The organism is Devosia sp. P2_G7 (assembly GCF_056403495.1).
In genome coordinates, this window is the sequence record NZ_JBFUFI010000001.1 from 503,895 (window position 1) to 519,023 (window position 15,129).

11 protein-coding genes are annotated in these 15,129 nt (G+C 64.7%); 9 read left to right on the forward strand and 2 right to left on the reverse strand.

All coding sequences use genetic code 11. The features are described 5' to 3' along the window. Positions 1 to 122 precede the first annotated feature (122 nt). On the forward strand, positions 123 to 4,088 hold the full coding sequence (locus AC1DWU_RS02605; protein WP_477148392.1) for an NACHT domain-containing protein: 3,966 nt from the start codon (positions 123 to 125) through the stop codon (positions 4,086 to 4,088). 7 nt (positions 4,089 to 4,095) lie between these two features. Here AC1DWU_RS02605 and AC1DWU_RS02610 read toward each other — a convergent pair whose 3' ends face one another. Further along, a complete protein-coding gene (locus AC1DWU_RS02610; protein WP_477148393.1) occupies positions 4,096 to 4,848 on the reverse strand; it encodes an SDR family oxidoreductase in 753 nt (250 codons plus the stop codon). Positions 4,849 to 4,957: 109 nt separating this feature from the next. Here AC1DWU_RS02610 and AC1DWU_RS02615 point away from each other — a divergent pair, with 109 nt between their 5' ends. The 6 genes from AC1DWU_RS02615 (at position 4,958) to AC1DWU_RS02640 (ending at position 11,513) form a co-directional block, all read left to right on the forward strand. Next, positions 4,958 to 5,971 (forward strand): phosphotransferase family protein, encoded by a 1,014-nt coding sequence (locus AC1DWU_RS02615; RefSeq protein ID WP_477148394.1) that lies wholly within the window; start codon positions 4,958 to 4,960, stop codon positions 5,969 to 5,971. 23 nt (positions 5,972 to 5,994) lie between these two features. After that, entirely contained in the window at positions 5,995 to 7,281 is a 1,287-nt protein-coding gene (eno, locus tag AC1DWU_RS02620; protein ID WP_477148395.1) for a phosphopyruvate hydratase, read from the forward strand. A gap of 30 nt (positions 7,282 to 7,311) precedes the next feature. Further along, positions 7,312 to 8,337, forward strand: coding sequence for a LacI family DNA-binding transcriptional regulator (locus AC1DWU_RS02625; RefSeq protein ID WP_477148396.1), 1,026 nt, complete (start codon positions 7,312 to 7,314; stop codon positions 8,335 to 8,337). A 103-nt stretch (positions 8,338 to 8,440) separates the two neighbouring features. Beyond that, positions 8,441 to 8,911, forward strand: a complete 471-nt coding sequence (locus AC1DWU_RS02630) for a hypothetical protein (protein WP_477148397.1) — start codon at positions 8,441 to 8,443, stop codon at positions 8,909 to 8,911. A 180-nt stretch (positions 8,912 to 9,091) separates the two neighbouring features. After that, positions 9,092 to 10,903: an IlvD/Edd family dehydratase gene (locus tag AC1DWU_RS02635; protein ID WP_477148398.1), complete on the forward strand. Its 1,812-nt coding sequence runs from the start codon at positions 9,092 to 9,094 to the stop codon at positions 10,901 to 10,903. A gap of 139 nt (positions 10,904 to 11,042) precedes the next feature. Beyond that, the gene (locus AC1DWU_RS02640) at positions 11,043 to 11,513 is read left to right on the forward strand and encodes a Crp/Fnr family transcriptional regulator (protein ID WP_477148399.1); all 471 of its coding nucleotides are present in this window, start codon (positions 11,043 to 11,045) and stop codon (positions 11,511 to 11,513) included. A gap of 71 nt (positions 11,514 to 11,584) precedes the next feature. Here AC1DWU_RS02640 and AC1DWU_RS02645 read toward each other — a convergent pair whose 3' ends face one another. Further along, positions 11,585 to 11,971, reverse strand: coding sequence for a DUF3307 domain-containing protein (locus AC1DWU_RS02645; RefSeq protein WP_477148400.1), 387 nt, complete (start codon positions 11,969 to 11,971; stop codon positions 11,585 to 11,587). 187 nt (positions 11,972 to 12,158) lie between these two features. Here AC1DWU_RS02645 and AC1DWU_RS02650 point away from each other — a divergent pair, with 187 nt between their 5' ends. After that, positions 12,159 to 12,899, forward strand: a complete 741-nt coding sequence (locus AC1DWU_RS02650) for a FecR family protein (protein ID WP_477148401.1) — start codon at positions 12,159 to 12,161, stop codon at positions 12,897 to 12,899. 25 nt (positions 12,900 to 12,924) lie between these two features. Continuing rightward, on the forward strand, positions 12,925 to 15,129 hold the full coding sequence (locus tag AC1DWU_RS02655) for a CHASE2 domain-containing protein (RefSeq protein WP_477148402.1): 2,205 nt from the start codon (positions 12,925 to 12,927) through the stop codon (positions 15,127 to 15,129).

Sequence of the window (15,129 nt, forward strand, 5' to 3'; positions counted from 1 at the left end):
CAAACAGCTGACCTTCGGGCTGTGAAGTTATTTGCCCCCGTCGGACTTGACGTTGTTCGAGGCCGCATAGAACATGGCAGTCTATCACCACCGTAGCCTGTACTTCTTTGGGGGGAAGCACAATGCGTACGATCCTTTGCGTGATTTTCGGCTCATTGTGCCTCGTTTCATCTGTATTCGCCCAGTCGACTTCGCTGCCAAGCAAGGATTGGATGGTGAAGGGCTTCGAGGCCGCGCTCGCCGATCCTTCCGAACAGGTCGCAGCAGAAGCCGTGATCTTCGCCGGCCACCTGGTGGCAGACGTACCCCTTGGCGAAAGAAGCACGCATGTCGTTGACCGGCTGCTCAAGCTCCTGGAAACCTCATCGGCACGGCGCGCCACCCTCGAAGCCCTTGCCGTCGTGCCCTCGGGGGCCGACACCCACCGGATCGTCGACAGCCTGATCGAGGCTGCAGCAAAAGGCGACGTCGACGCGATATCGGCCCTGGGGACGATGGAGCACGGCACTCAAGGCGCGCGCATCATTGCCGCACTGTTCGAGCAACTCGACGCAGAGACCAGCAACGGTATCAAGTCCGACATCCTGATCGCGCTCGCCAAGCTGCCTCTGAACGCGCAGCAGAAGGCGAGCTTCGCCGATGCTGTGGTGTCGATCTTGCCTGATCGCGACGACGTCATTGACCCTGATGTAATCGTTGGTCCCGAACCAGTTGATGCCGTGCCCTCTCCGGACCTGGCCCGCATCGTCGCCGATCGGCTAATTTCCGCCGCGGACAAGCATCCGATCGCTTGGATAACCGCGGCCAAGGGGCTTGCTAGGCACGATCTGGGGGATCGGCGGCCGGTTATCGTCGACACACTCATCAAGCATCTTCAGCAGCCCGATCCCATCGTCGCGCGGGTCGCCGCCAACGCGCTGGCGGACATCCCGCCCGATGGTTCGTCGAGAAAGGCGGCCGTGTCGGCACTGCTGAAACTCTTCGGCGGCGCCAACGCCGAGCTTGCCGCCGCCGCGATGGCGACCGTGGGCAAGATGCCCTTGGGTGACGATGCGCCACGGGTGGTTGAAGCCCTGCGGCTCCAACTCAAGGGAACCCGACGGGTCGCGGCAGCCGCCGCTCTGGGCACCACAGATCTGGGTTCAAAGGCCGACGCGATCATCACGTCTCTCCAGGCGGTGATCGAGCAGGAGGAGGAGTACGACGCCCGGGCCGCAGCGGCGACCGCATTGGCGACCATGCCGCTGGGCGATCGCACCGCCCAACTCTACCCCGAAATTCTTGCTGTCCTGAGCGAGGGGAACGGTAGCATCGCCGCCGAGGCCCTCGCCGAACTTGCAACGCATGATCCTGCGCAGCGGGACCGGGTGATCGACGTCGCGCTGCCTTTGCTCGCGACTGAGAACCTCCCACTGCAACGCGAGGTGGCATACCTGTTTGAGAAACTGCCACTGGGGACACGCAAGGCTCAGGTGATCGACCGGTTTCTGCCGCTGGCGGATCCGGCCAACCCGGGCCAACCAGAGATGCTCGCAACCCTGGCAACACTGGCCGCCGGCGAAGCGCGCAAAGACGTAGCGGACCGCCTTCTCGTGCTGCTCAAGTCCGAAAACACCGACATTCGGGACGCGGCGATCGATGGGTTGGCGACCCTTGGACGCGAGTTGGACAAGGATGAGGTGTTGGACGCTCTCCTTCCGCTGCTCCCCGGTTCTCGCGCCTCGATCATCGATGCGATCGGCGCGCTCAAGTTCGACGTTGCACCAGACAAGATGGTCGACGCACTGCTGCCGCAGATCGGTGCATCACCAGGCGGTTTGGCAACCACCCATGTCCTGAGCGCGGCTCCCTCCAAGTACAAGTTCGCCGAAGTCATCGGCGCCATTTTGGGCCTGCGCGAATCGAGCCTGAAATCGGCGAACTCAGCCGCCCTCAACGGCATCGCCAGCTTCGGCCCCGTAGGGGTGCCCGGGACGATCGCGGCGATCAAGCTGATCCAGACGCGCAGCGACAAATCGGTGCCCAAGTTCCGCGCCGCCGCTCACATCGCGATTGGCGACGACCCTGACAGCACCCTGCTGCTCTCCCTCCTGGGAGCGCCCATGGAGCCTGCGATTGCGGCTGTCTCCGCCGATCCCGTCAAGGCCAGCGCGGCCATCCGGCTGATCCATTCCAACTGGCAAGCGCTGGCCGCGGAATCCTCGGCTCGCAAGGAGGCAGAGGAGGTGATCATGCGCATCATCTATGCCGCCTGCGGCAAACCCGCCGGAACCAATTTCCTCCAGCAGCTCTTCAATGGCGCGATCGGCGCGGTCGTCGACATAGCCACCACCGGCAGCTTCCGGACCTGCTGGACGCCGGCACAGCGGGCCACCATCGAGCAGGTCCACGCCAGCTTCATCCAGGCCGGCTCCAGTTACCAGCAGCCGCTTGGCGATCACCTGGCGGCGGAGAGCCGGGTCCCCATCTTCAATTCCCTGAGCTACGGCGTCGTTGGCTGGATCGCCTTCTGGGCGGCGCTCTTGCTTGTCTTCCCCTATTCGCCGGTGGTGCAGGCCGCTTTCTTCTACAATCCCAAGCTGCGCGAATACCTGAGCGTCTGGACCGTGCCGCTGCTGCTGTTCGCGGTGCCATACTTCCGCGGGCGAATCCTCGACACCTTCCGTGAGGACCTCATCCGCGATGCCAACCCCGAGGGCTTCGTCCAAAGGCTCGGCTATTTCGACAGCGGCGAAGCGGAACTGGGAGAAGCCAAACCCGCACCCCTCAAGAACATCCTGCCCAACCTGCACGGCATCGTCGTTGTCCGCGGCGAAGCCGGGCTCGGGAAATCCAGCGCCCTCAGATGGCTAGCCATCAACCGGCCGCATGTGGCCTTCCTCAATGCGCGCGACTGCGCCGCGGGGGTTGATGTCGCCATCGCCGAGCGCATCCACCGGCTTCAGGAAGCAGACTTCATCAAGAGCCTCGTCCATATCCGGGCCCTGACCGTCATCATCGACGGCCTCAACGAGGTCTCGGCCGGCACCCGCGAGAACATCGGGACATTTGCCCGCGAGGGGGCGCGGGGCGACATCTTCGTCGGAACCCAGCCCATCGACTGGACCGAGCCCGCCGGCTCCACACGCCTTACGCTACAGCCCTTGCGCCGGGAGTTGGCTGCCGAGTTCCTGAAGTCGCGACCAGTAGGCGCCGACTCTGAATCGCCGCGCCACGGCAAGCGTTACGGGGAGGCCGTCGACGAATTCCTGCGTGAGGCGCTGGATCTGGTGCCCACCGATGAGTCGCAGGCCGCCGCCCTGATGCTGTCGAACCCCTTCGACCTGTCCCTCGCCGCAGATCTCCTCGCCAACGGTACGATGCCGAAGGCGACGGCGCTTATCGACGAGGCCTTCCACCTGGCCGATACCGACGAGGACGACGGCTTTCGGGTGCTGCATGCCGGCCAGCAGTTCCCGCTGCTGGCCTTTGGCGACAGTGCAATCAAGATGCGCCTCGAAGACCGCAACTGGTTCGGAAAGGATGAGTTCGTCGATGAGATCCGCAGCCTGCGCAAATGGCGACTGGTCGTCGAGCGCAGCGCCTACACCGCCGACGGTGAGGTGCAACGACTCCAGTTTCGCCACGACCGTGTGTGGGATTTCTTCATCGCCGCGGCCTTCAGGCTGGAGCCCAAGCTTTGGCTGGAGCATCTGAACGACGCCAGGTTCCGCGGCGCCTATCTCCGGATCGCCGAGACCTGGCCGCTCGAGGACGCGAGGAAGGTGGGAGAAAGACTGGTTGCGGCCGCGGCCAAGAGCGGCGATCACACGACCAGCGATGCTTTCGTCAATCGCCTCGAACGCCGGCTGGAGGAGGAAGACAAAACGGATGATCCCAACTTGACCAAACCCATGTCCAAAACGCTGGCGACCGAGATTGCCGACCGCACCCTCGCGGTGGTCAATCCGCAGAACCGTCCGCTGGCCCTCAACGCCGCACTGCAGCGCCACGCCATCAGGCCGGTCTCGACCCCACCCGCCGATCAGCTGCTCGATCGCACCGCGATCGTCGCCTGGCTGCTCGCCACCTACGCGCCAAGCACGTAGCGCGCGCCTACATCGTGATTCCGCCATCCACCACGAAGTTCGAGCCGGTGGCATAGGCGCTCTCGTCGCTGGCCAGATACACCAGCAGATGCGCCATCTCCTCGGGCTGCGCCATGCGGCCCATGGGCTGGCGCGCCACGAACGTCTTCCACACCTCGTCATGGTTGCCCAGCGCGTTCGCCCGCTCGTGCAGCGACGGCGAGTCGACGCTGCCGGGGCAGATGGTGTTCGCCCGGATTCCGTTCTTCATGTAGTCGAACGCCACCGACTTGGTGAACCCGATCACCGCCGCCTTGCTCGACATGTAGCTGACCCGGTTCGGCACCGCCTTCATCGAGGAGGCGACCGAAGCGACATTGATGATGTTGGCCCCGCCCTGCGCGATGAAGGCCGGCAGGAACGCCTGGGTCAAGACGAACATCGGCGTCACGTTGATATCGAAGCTGAGCTGCCACTCCTCCAGCGTCGTGGTCCCCAGCATGCCCTGGTGCACCCAGCCGGCGCCGTTATAGAGCACGTTGACGTCGTGATGCCGCGCTGCCGCCTCGCGCAACGCCAGGTGGTCGGTGACGTCGAGCGCATAGGCCTCGTGCCCGGCCGAAATCGCCTTGAGTTCCTCGCCCTTCAGCGCAATCCCCGCGGCGTCGCGATCCGTGGCGATCACCCGCGCCCCCTCGCGCGCGAACGCCGTCGCCGCCGCCCCGCCGATGCCGGCAGCCGCCGCCGTCATGAACACTACTTTCCCCTCGAGCCGTCCCATCTTTCCCGCTCCTCCAGCGCTTCGTCCGACCAAAGCCTGATCAGCCGGTCGATTGTTCCAATGCCTCCCATCCGCTACCATACCAGTCAAGGGATGGGGGAAGGATAGGATGCCGAGCGAGACGAAAGACCTAACCTGGGAAGCGCTGCTCCCCCCGATTTTTGCTGCCGCCGGCATCGACCCCGGCAAGACTGTCACCGTCGAGCCGCTGACCGGCGGGGTCTCCTCCGATATCGTCCGCATCCGCCTCGACGACGGCCGCCAATACTGCGCCAAGCGGGCCCTGCAAAAGCTGAAAGTCGCGACCGACTGGCAGGCGCCACTCGAGCGCAACCATTACGAAGTCGCCTGGCTCCGTCGCGCCAACGCCATCGTCCCCGGCGCCGCGCCCCAAGTGATCGGCGAGGACCGCGAGCACGGCGTCGCGCTGCTCGAATACTTGCCGCCCGAAGACTACGTGCTGTGGAAGTCCGAACTCCTCGCGGGCCGCGCCGACCCCGCCGTGCCGGTGGCCGTCGCCGATGCTCTGGGCAGCATCCATGCGGCCAGCTTCCTGCAGGTGTGGCCCAAGGCAGAGTTCCGAACCGACGTCATGTTCGACGCCCTCAGGCTCGATCCCTATCTTCGGTACACCGCCGGTCGCCATCCAGAACTGAGCGAGCAATTCCTGACCGTGCTGAAGATCACCGCGGGCACCAGGGTCGCGCTGGTGCATGGCGACGTCAGCCCAAAGAACATCCTGGTCAACCGTCACGATGGCCACCCCGTGTTACTCGATGCCGAGTGCGCATGGTGTGGCGACCCGGCCTTCGACGCCGCCTTCTGCCTCAACCACCTTGTGCTCAAATCCATCCACCTGCCGGCGCTCGGTGGTACACTGATCAATCAGGCGAAGGGTTTCGCGACTACCTGGATTGCCCATTTCCCCATCGCCCATCGCGTCGGCCTCGAGCAGCGCGTCGCCGCGCTTCTTCCGTGCCTGATGCTGGCACGTGTCGATGGCAAATCACCGGTCGAATATCTCGATGAGGGCGAACGGCAAGCCGTTCGCGACAAGGCCATCCCGTTCATCCGCAATCCGGCGTCGGGCATCGTTCATCTGCTCGACAGCCTCCGTTCATAACCGTTCAGGAAACCCACCTCGTTATGTCAGCCATCAAGACCATTCTCGGCCGGCAGGTCTGGGATTCCCGCGGCCGCCCCACGGTCGAGGTCGAAGTCACCCTCGCCTCCGGCGCCACAGGCCGGGCCATCGCCCCCTCCGGCGCCTCCACCGGCAGCCGTGAAGCGCTCGACAAGCGCGACGGCGGCAAGCGCCTCGGCGGCTACGGCGTCAACGGTGCATTGGCTGCAGTGAACGGCGAAATCGCGAGCCGCCTCAATGGCTTCGACGCCCTCGACCAGGCCCTCGCCGATCACGCGATGATCGCGCTCGACGGCACTCCACAGAAGACCCGCCTCGGCGGCAACGCCATCGTCGCCACCTCCTCCGCCATCGCCTGGGCCGCCGCCGCCGAGCAGAAAGTCCCGCTCTGGCGCCACCTCAGGCAGCTCAGCGGCCTCGACCCCGCCATCGAGCACATCCCCGCCCCGATGATCCAGATCTTCGGCGGCGGCCGCCACGCCGGCAACCGCATCGATATCCAGGACTTCCTCATCCTCGCCGTCGGCGCCCGAAGCTTCGCCGAAGCCACCGAGCAGATCGCCGAAGTCTACATGGCGGCTGCCAAGGCCATGGCGCAAAAGGGAAAGCTCAACGGCGTCGCCGACGAGGGCGGCGTCTGGCCCGATTTCACCGCCAACGAGGATGGCCTCGAACTCCTCACGCGCGCCATCGAAGACGCCGGCCTCCGCCCCGGCACCGATATCGGCATCGCCCTCGACGTCGCCGCCACCTCGTTCTACGCCGATGGCGCTTATCGCCTGGCCCTCGAGGGCCGGGACCTTTCCACCCTCGAGATGATCGAGCTGCTCGAGTCCTGGGTCGCCGCCTACCCGATCGTCTCGCTCGAAGATCCGCTCGCCGAAGACGACGACGAGGGCTTCGCCGAAATCACTCGGCGCCTCGGAAAGTCCATCCAGATCATCGGCGACGATTACTTAACCAGCTCGGAGTCCCGTGTTGCCCTTGCGGCAGAACTGAGTTGCTGCAATTCGGTGTTGCTCAAATCGAACCAGTGCGGCACCCTCACCGAATTGATTGCGGCAAGCACGCGCGCTCGATCTCTTGGTTGGAATACCATCCAGTCGGGACGGTCCGGGGAAAGCGAAGACGTGACGCTCAGTCATCTGGCCGTCGGCCTGATGTCCGATCAGATCAAGGTCGGCTCGATGACGCGGTCGGAACGGACTGCGAAGTGGAACGAAGTGATCAGGATCGAGGGTCATTGCACTGCGCCGCACTACTGGCGCTTTACCATCCCGCGTCTCTAGGCGCATGGTGGGTTATTTGGGGGAAGTGAGTTGGGGGACGGAGACATACGCAAGCGCGCGGGCCGGCCGGTTCGCGTCGAGGATGTAGCACGTGTAGCCGGCGTCTCGCCGATCACCGTGTCACGCGCCCTGTCGTACCCCGACAAGGTCAAGGACGACACGCGGGCGCGCATCCTCGAAGCCGTCGCGCAGACCGGCTACGTGGTCAATCGCTTCGCCTCCTCGCTCCGCTCCGGCCGTTCCAACGTCATCACCGTCTTCGTCTCGAGCCTCCTCAACCCGCACTTCGCCACCTCGGTGCAGGGTATCGTCGATTCGGTCGAAGGCAGCGGCTACCACCTGATGTTCGCGCAGACCGGCTACTCGGAAATGCTCGAGATCGACGTCGTCGAGTCGGTGCTGCCGTTCCGCCCCGCGGGTGTCGTCTTCACCGGTGTGGTCCGCGCCGACCAGACCCGGCAGGCGCTGCAGAAGCTCGGCATTCCGGTGATGGAGATGTGGGGCAACCGCCCCGACCCCATCGACATGCTCGTCGGGTCCTCGAGCTACGATGCCGGCCGCCTGATGGGCGAGCACTTCGGCGAGCAGGGGTTCAGCCGCATCGCCTATAGCGGCCACACCATCGATCGCACCATCCAGCGCATCGAAGGCTTCCGCCACGGGCTCGCCAAGCACGACCTGAAGCTCGACTTGATCTACCCCATGGACGGCACCCGCAATTTCGCCGACGGCATGCACGCCTTCGACCAGATTCTCGAGCAACTGCCCGACTGCGACGCCATCTTCTTCGGCACCGATGTCCTCGCCTCCGGCGCCATCGTTCGCGCTACCGATCGCGGCATCGCTGTGCCGGGCCAGGTGGCCATTGCCGGCTATGGCGACCTCGATTTCACCCCGCACGTGCGCCCCTCGCTCACCACGCTCCACGTCTCGAGCTACCAGATGGGCCGCGATGCCGGCCGCATGCTGCTCGACCGCCTCAACGGCGAGACCATCGACGACCCCATCGTGCTGCAACCCATCAGCCTCGAAGCCCGCGACAGCACCCGTCGGTAGACCGAACCGCCGATCTGGTCCGGCGCCACGCATGAACGCCTGCCATTTCGCGACCGTTGAGCACCTAATGAAACGCCCTCTCTTGAGCCGCAGGTCGATACTGATGCCGATCATCGCGGCGACAGCCCTGGGGGTTGTGGCTGCCGTCGTGGTGGCATTTTCGGCCCTGTTGGCTTCGGTTGGAGTGGGCAGTTTCATCGCACGCAACGGGGAGAGAATTGACGCCATTGTGACGACTGCATCCGACAGGATCTCGCCAACATGGGACGCGGCAGCTGGGCGTTGTTTGGATGACCAGCACGGCGGCCACGGGGCGCACGCCAGCTGGGATTACAAGACTTTCATTAGTCAGGAGGGTATCCACTTTCCCCTCGGATACGAGGTATCCATTGGCTACCTCCTCCCGCTTTCGTTTGCGGATTGGAGCAGTAGTCAGGCTATGGCCGAGATAGAGCAGCATCTGGCGGCGCTCGAGCGACAGCCGACCATAAATGCTATAGAGGCGACGTCCCGACCGGACGCTCGCGAGGAGTGCAAGCAGTTCGTTGTGGTTATCATTCGTATCATCGGATGATCCATGCGCCCGTGTCATCTACGGGGCGACAACCACTCCCAACGGCCCATTGCCACCTGATATTCCGATGTTTATCATCGCCGCCGGTACGATCCTCCCTCAATCGAAGGAATGCCTGCCCAGTCCGTCTGGATTGGGCTATGGATCGTCGAAACAGCCTGTTGATTTGAGGAGATCACTATGAGTTCGGGTAAAGGCGAGACCACGCAGGGCAAGAAGCTCCGGTCGCGCGCCTGGTTCGATAATCCGGAAAACCCGGACATGACTGCGCTCTACCTCGAGCGCTATCTCAACTACGGCATCTCGCGCGAAGAGCTGCAGTCCGGCAAGCCGATCATCGGTATCGCGCAGACCGGCTCCGATATCTCGCCCTGCAACCGCCATCACCTCGAGCTCGCCAAGCGCGTCCGCGACGGCATCCGCGATGCCGGCGGCATTGCCATGGAATTCCCGGTCCACCCGATCCAGGAAACCGGCAAGCGCCCGACCGCGGGGCTCGACCGCAACCTCGCCTATCTCAGCCTCGTCGAAGTGCTGTACGGCTACCCGCTCGACGGCGTGGTGCTGACCATCGGCTGCGACAAGACCACCCCCGCCATGCTGATGGGCGCCGCCACGGTGAACATCCCGGCGATCGCGCTCAGCGTCGGCCCGATGCTGAACGGCTGGTTCCGCGGCGAGCGTACCGGCTCGGGCACCATCGTCTGGAAGGCCCGCCAGATGATGGCCGCCGGCGAAATCGGCTACGAGCAGTTCATCGAACTGGTGGCGTCCTCCGCCCCCTCGACCGGCTACTGCAACACCATGGGCACGGCCTCGACCATGAACTCACTGGCCGAGTCGCTCGGCATGCAGCTGCCTGGCTCCGCCGCCATCCCGGCGCCCTATCGCGATCGGCAGGAAATGGCCTGGCGCACCGGCATGCGCATCGTCGAGATGGTGCACGAGGACCTCAAGCCCTCCGACATCCTGACCAAGGACAACTTCATCAACACCATCGTCGTGAACTCGGCGATCGGTGGTTCGACCAATGCTCCGATCCACATCCAGGCCATCGCCAAGCATATCGGCGTCGAGCTTGAGCTGAAGGAGTTCGAGACCTACGGCCACAAGGTGCCGCTCTTGGTCAACCTGCAGCCGGCCGGCGAGTACCTCGGCGAGGACTACTACCATGCCGGCGGCGTGCCGGCGGTGGTCAACGAGTTGATGACTCAGGGGCTGATCCGCGAGAACGCCCCCACCGTCAACGGCAAGACCATCGGCGAGAACTGCCGGTCGACCACCATCCAGGACGACAAGGTCATCCGCCACTTCGACAATCCGTTGAAGAAGGAAGCCGGCTTCCTGGTGCTCTCAGGCAACCTGTTCGATTCGGCCATCATGAAGACCTCGGTGATCTCCGAGGAGTTCAAAGAGCGCTACCTCAACAACCCCGAGCACCCGAACATGTTCGAGGGCAAGGCCGTGGTGTTCGACGGTCCGGAGGATTACCACAAGCGCATCGACGACCCCTCGCTGGCCATCGACGAGCACACCCTGCTGTTCATGCGCGGCGCCGGTCCGATCGGCTATCCGGGTGCTGCCGAAGTCGTCAACATGCGGCCGCCTGATTACCTGATCAAGAAGGGCATCACCTCGCTCGCCTGCATCGGCGACGGACGCCAGTCGGGCACCTCGGGCTCGCCCTCGATCCTCAACGCCTCGCCGGAAGCAGCCGCGGGCGGCAACCTCGCCATTTTGAAGACCGGCGACCGGGTACGCATCGACCTCAACAAGGGCGAAGCCGACATCCTGATCTCGGCCGAGGAAATCGAGCAGCGCCGCGCCGAACTGCATGCGGCCGGCGGCTACAAGTACCCGGCCCACCAGACCCCGTGGCAGGAAATCCAGCGCGGCGTTGTCGACCAGCTCGGCTCCGGCGCGGTGCTCAAGAACGCGGTCAACTACCAGCGCCTGGCACAGACCGCCGGGCTGCCCCGCGACAACCACTAAAGACGTGTGAAAGGGCCGGTTTTACCGGCCCTTTCTTCTTGCGCGGCCCACAGCAATGAGCCAACAAGCCGCCGCAATGTTTGACGAACTAGATGGCGTTAGCGCACTATTGCCGGCGCTGCAGGCGGGTGAGGGCTCGATGTCGGATATTCTGGACTATTGCAAAGGGCGAGAAGCACAGAGCTTCCGCCCCGGCCATATCCTGATCAAGGAAGGCGGCCAGGAGGGCAAGCTCTTCGTCCTGATCGACGGTCAGGTCGAGGTGCTGCGCAAGGACACCCAGGTCAGCTATATCGACGAGCCCGGCTCGATCTTCGGCGAGATGGCGGTGCTGCTCGACATGCCCTCGAGCGCCACGGTCAAAGCGCTATCGAACGTCAAGGCCTACGCCATCGACGACGCCATCAGTTTCCTCGGCGGCAACCCCGAGATCGCGCTCTACGTCGCGACTCTCTTGGCCCGCCGCCTCTACTATACGACCTCTTACCTGGTCGACCTGCAGCAGCAGTCCGAAGGCAAGCGCGAAGACCTCGACCTCGTCGACAAGATCCTCGCCCAGCTCGTCGAAAAACCCGACGAAGCCAAGCACGCCCGCCGCACGCGCAAGTAAGTTGGTGGAGTCATGCACTCCGCCCACTGCTCAGGCAGAAGCTCATGACCTAAGCCCGGCCCAAAGCCAGACTAAGTCAGCCCCTTGCTCACCAGCACACCATAAATAATCGCCGCATAAGTCAGCTGGTGCGTGATCTGGTCGAGCCCGTGCAGGCTCCAGAATCGCCGCGGCTGCGTGTCGACATGCACGCCGCGCGAATAGTGGATCTTGGAATAGTCGAGCAGGTAGTGCACCACGAACTCGGCCACCACGATGCCCGCCAGCCACGGCAGCGGCGTGCCCGCCAACAGCAGTATCAGCGCGGTCAGCGCGGCATGCACGCCCGCATGCGCGTAACCGCCCAATTGGCGGAAATCGCCCTTGCCGCCCAGCATCCATCCCGGCTGCAGAAAATAGTCGGCGATGTAATGCTTGAACTCCAGCCCTATGAACAACAGAAAAAATAGCCCGACCATTCGGTCTTGTCCTTGCGGGACAGCGCCCCCACGGCCTACCCCGAGAACAGATGCTTGCAAGCTCCGTTGTTTGAGGCAAGCACAGAGTTTAGTCCTGTGTTAGGTTCAGTGGAGCGCCGTTCAGCCGGCGTTCATGGACGGCATGGCAGTTCGTCCGCGCCGGACGTTTGTCCGCTTGGAGGTTTCGATGCGTAGGCTGGTTACCTCGATTGTTCTGTTGTTGCTGGCGCTGCAGCCCGCTTTCGCTGCCTCCGGCACGGCACTCGGGGTCGATCCCGCCGCAAGACTCGAAGACAAGGCCGGCACCAAGACCCTCGTCGTCGGCACCGACGTCTTCATCGGCGATCGTGTGGTCACCGATGCCAAGGGCCTCGTGCAGATCAAGTTCTCCGATCGGACCGAACTCGTCGTCGGGCCACGCTCATCCCTCGTCATCGAGGATTACCTGCTGCGCGAGGATGGCTCGGGCGGCAAGTTCGCCATCAACGCGCTGAGCGGCACCTTCCGCTTCGTTACCGGCGGCGCCCCCAAGGACCGCTACATCATCAAGACGCCTACCGGCACCGTCGGCGTGCGCGGCACCGCCTTCGACATGAACGTCCATCAGGACCATTCATCGCTGCTGCTGTTCCACGGCACCGTCATCATGTGCACCCTCGCCAACCAGTGCATCGACGTCAGCGATGTCTGCGACGTCGGCATGTTCGACCTGAGCCAGGCCAAGCTGCTCGGCAACACCCACGATTTCACCGGCCAGGAGCGCAACACCATGCGCGGCATGTTCCCCTGGGCCATCTCCGAGAGCGACCTGCTGAGCATCTTCTGGGTCGCCCAGGCCCGCGAATGCTTCCTCCACTCCACTACCGGCGCCCCGGACAGCCTCGTCAAATCCGACAACGAAGCGCCGCCGCCGAAGCGGGGCGATTGATCAATCCAGGGACTTACGCAACCCCATGCTCCGGCGCCTCATTCCTATCTTCGCCGGTCTCGTCGTCGTCGTCCTGCTGACGCTGCTGCGCATTGCCGACCCGTTCCCGGTACAGGTGCTCCGCGAAATCGCCTTCGATTTCTACCAGCGGCTCCACCCCCGTCCGCAGGGCGAATTCCCGGTCCGCGTCATCGACATCGACGAGAGGTCTCTCGCCGAGCTCGGCCAGTGGCCTTGGCCCCGCGATCGGCTCGCCACCCTCTCCGACCGGCTGACCGAACTCGGCGCCGCCGCCATCGGCTTCGACGTGCTGTTCCCCGAGCCCGACCGCATGTCGCCGAGCCGCATCGCCGCCACCCTGCCCGGCGTCGATGCCGCGACCCTGCCCGACTATGACGCCATCTTCGCCGCGTCGCTCTCGCGCGCCCCGGCCATTCTCGGCTTCTCGCTCACCCCCGCGGGCAAGCCGATGACTGGCGGCCCCAAGGGTGGCTTTGCCATTTCCGGCCCCGATCCGAGCGAGCGCATCCCCTATCTCAGCGGCACCGCCGCTCCGATCCCGATCCTGCGCGACGCCGCCCCCGGCCTTGCCGCCCTCAGCCTCAATTCCACCCTCTCGACCACCGCCGTCCGCCGCCTGCCGATGCTGTGGACCAACGGCTCGCAGCTGTTCCCGACGCTGTCGCTCGAAGCGTTGCGCATCGCCATGGGGGTCGGCGCGGTCGTCGTCTTCGGCGATACCGCTGCGGAGGGCTATGTCGAAGGCCTGAAGGTCGGCGATTTCAACATCCCGCTGACCTCCGAGGGTGACCTCTGGCTCTACTACAGCCGCCCGAACCCGGACATGATGGTCTCCGCCGCCGACCTGCTCGGCCGCAACTATCGGCAGCTGAGCGATCGCATCGCCGGCAATATCGTGCTGATCGGCACTTCCGCCTCCGGCCTCCTCGACATCCACAACACCACGCTGGGCGACAACGTCGCCGGCGTCACCATCCACGCCCAGGCCATCGAGCAGATCCTCTCCGGCACCTATCTCAGCCGTCCCGACTGGGTTGCCGGCCTCGAGATCGTCGGCTTCCTCGCTCTCGGCGCACTGCTGGTTACCGTGGTGCTGCTGCTCGGGCCGGTCGCCGGCCTCGCCGCCGGCGCGCTCTGCCTTGCCGGCGCCATCGGCGTCTCCTGGTGGCTGTTCCTCACCGACGGCATCATGCTCGATCCGAGCTTCCCGCTGGTCGGGCTGACCCTGCTCTACCTCGCCCTGGTCTTCTTCCGCTTCGTCACCACCGAGCGCGCCAAAAAGCAGATCCGCCGCGCCTTCGGCTACTACGTCGCGCCGTCGCTGCTCAGCGAAATCGAAAAGAACGGCGACCGGCTGAAGCTCGGCGGCGACCTGCGCCGCATCACCGTGCTGTTCTCGGATACGCGCGGCTTCACCTCGCTCAGCGAGCGGTTCGAGCCAGCCCGCCTGCTCGCCATCATCAACACGCTGTTCGGCGCGCTCGGCGCCGAGATCACCGGCCGGCTAGGCACCATCGACAAGTTCATCGGCGACGCCATCATGGCGTTCTGGAACGCGCCGGTCGATGTGCCCGACCATGAGCGCAAGGCGCTGCGCGCCGCTCTCGGCATGCGCCAGAAACTCGCCGAGCTCAACCGCCACGACGCCTTCCACCTGAGGGGCGGCAACGGCGTGCAGGAGCTGGGCATCGGTATCGGCATCTCCACCGGGGAGGCGCTGGTTGGCAACATGGGCCTCGAGACCCGCTTCGACTATTCGGCGCTCGGCGACACCGTCAACGTCGCGAGCCGCGTCGAAAGCGCCTGCAAGGAGGTCGCCTACGACATCCTCGTTACCGAGCCCGTCCGCCTCGCCGCCTCCGATTTCGCCATGCTCGAAGCCGGCGCCCTGGCGCTGAAGGGCAAGACCGAGCGCGTCGTCATCTACCTGCTCGTGGGCGATGCCGACCTCGCCAAGTCCGGCGCCTTCAGCCTGCTGAAGACCACCCATGCCGATGCCCTCGAGGCGCTCCGCACCGGCAAGGATACCCGCGGCGCGCTGGCCGAATGCATCGCGCTATCGGCCAAAGTCGAGCCTGGGCTGAAGAGGTTCTACGAGCAGCTGCCGACTCGCCGCACCGACTTCCTGTCGACGCTGACCACCGTGCCGCTCACCCCCGAGATCATCGGAGCCCCCGCCAACGACGTATCCGCCCGCGCCGAGGGCTGA

What these genes read in the sequence shown, in the direction of transcription:
- AC1DWU_RS02615 (WP_477148394.1), top strand. Translation starts at nt 4,958, where the DNA reads ATGCCGAGCGAGACGAAAGACCTAACCTGGGAAGCGCTGCTCCCCCCG.
- AC1DWU_RS02640 (WP_477148399.1), top strand. Translation starts at nt 11,043, where the DNA reads ATGTCGGATATTCTGGACTATTGCAAAGGGCGAGAAGCACAGAGCTTC.
- eno (WP_477148395.1), top strand. Translation starts at nt 5,995, where the DNA reads ATGTCAGCCATCAAGACCATTCTCGGCCGGCAGGTCTGGGATTCCCGC.
- AC1DWU_RS02610 (WP_477148393.1), bottom strand. Translation starts at nt 4,848, where the DNA reads ATGGGACGGCTCGAGGGGAAAGTAGTGTTCATGACGGCGGCGGCTGCC.
- AC1DWU_RS02630 (WP_477148397.1), top strand. Translation starts at nt 8,441, where the DNA reads ATGCCGATCATCGCGGCGACAGCCCTGGGGGTTGTGGCTGCCGTCGTG.
- AC1DWU_RS02655 (WP_477148402.1), top strand. Translation starts at nt 12,925, where the DNA reads ATGCTCCGGCGCCTCATTCCTATCTTCGCCGGTCTCGTCGTCGTCGTC.
- AC1DWU_RS02605 (WP_477148392.1), top strand. Translation starts at nt 123, where the DNA reads ATGCGTACGATCCTTTGCGTGATTTTCGGCTCATTGTGCCTCGTTTCA.
- AC1DWU_RS02650 (WP_477148401.1), top strand. Translation starts at nt 12,159, where the DNA reads ATGCGTAGGCTGGTTACCTCGATTGTTCTGTTGTTGCTGGCGCTGCAG.
- AC1DWU_RS02635 (WP_477148398.1), top strand. Translation starts at nt 9,092, where the DNA reads ATGAGTTCGGGTAAAGGCGAGACCACGCAGGGCAAGAAGCTCCGGTCG.
- AC1DWU_RS02645 (WP_477148400.1), bottom strand. Translation starts at nt 11,971, where the DNA reads ATGGTCGGGCTATTTTTTCTGTTGTTCATAGGGCTGGAGTTCAAGCAT.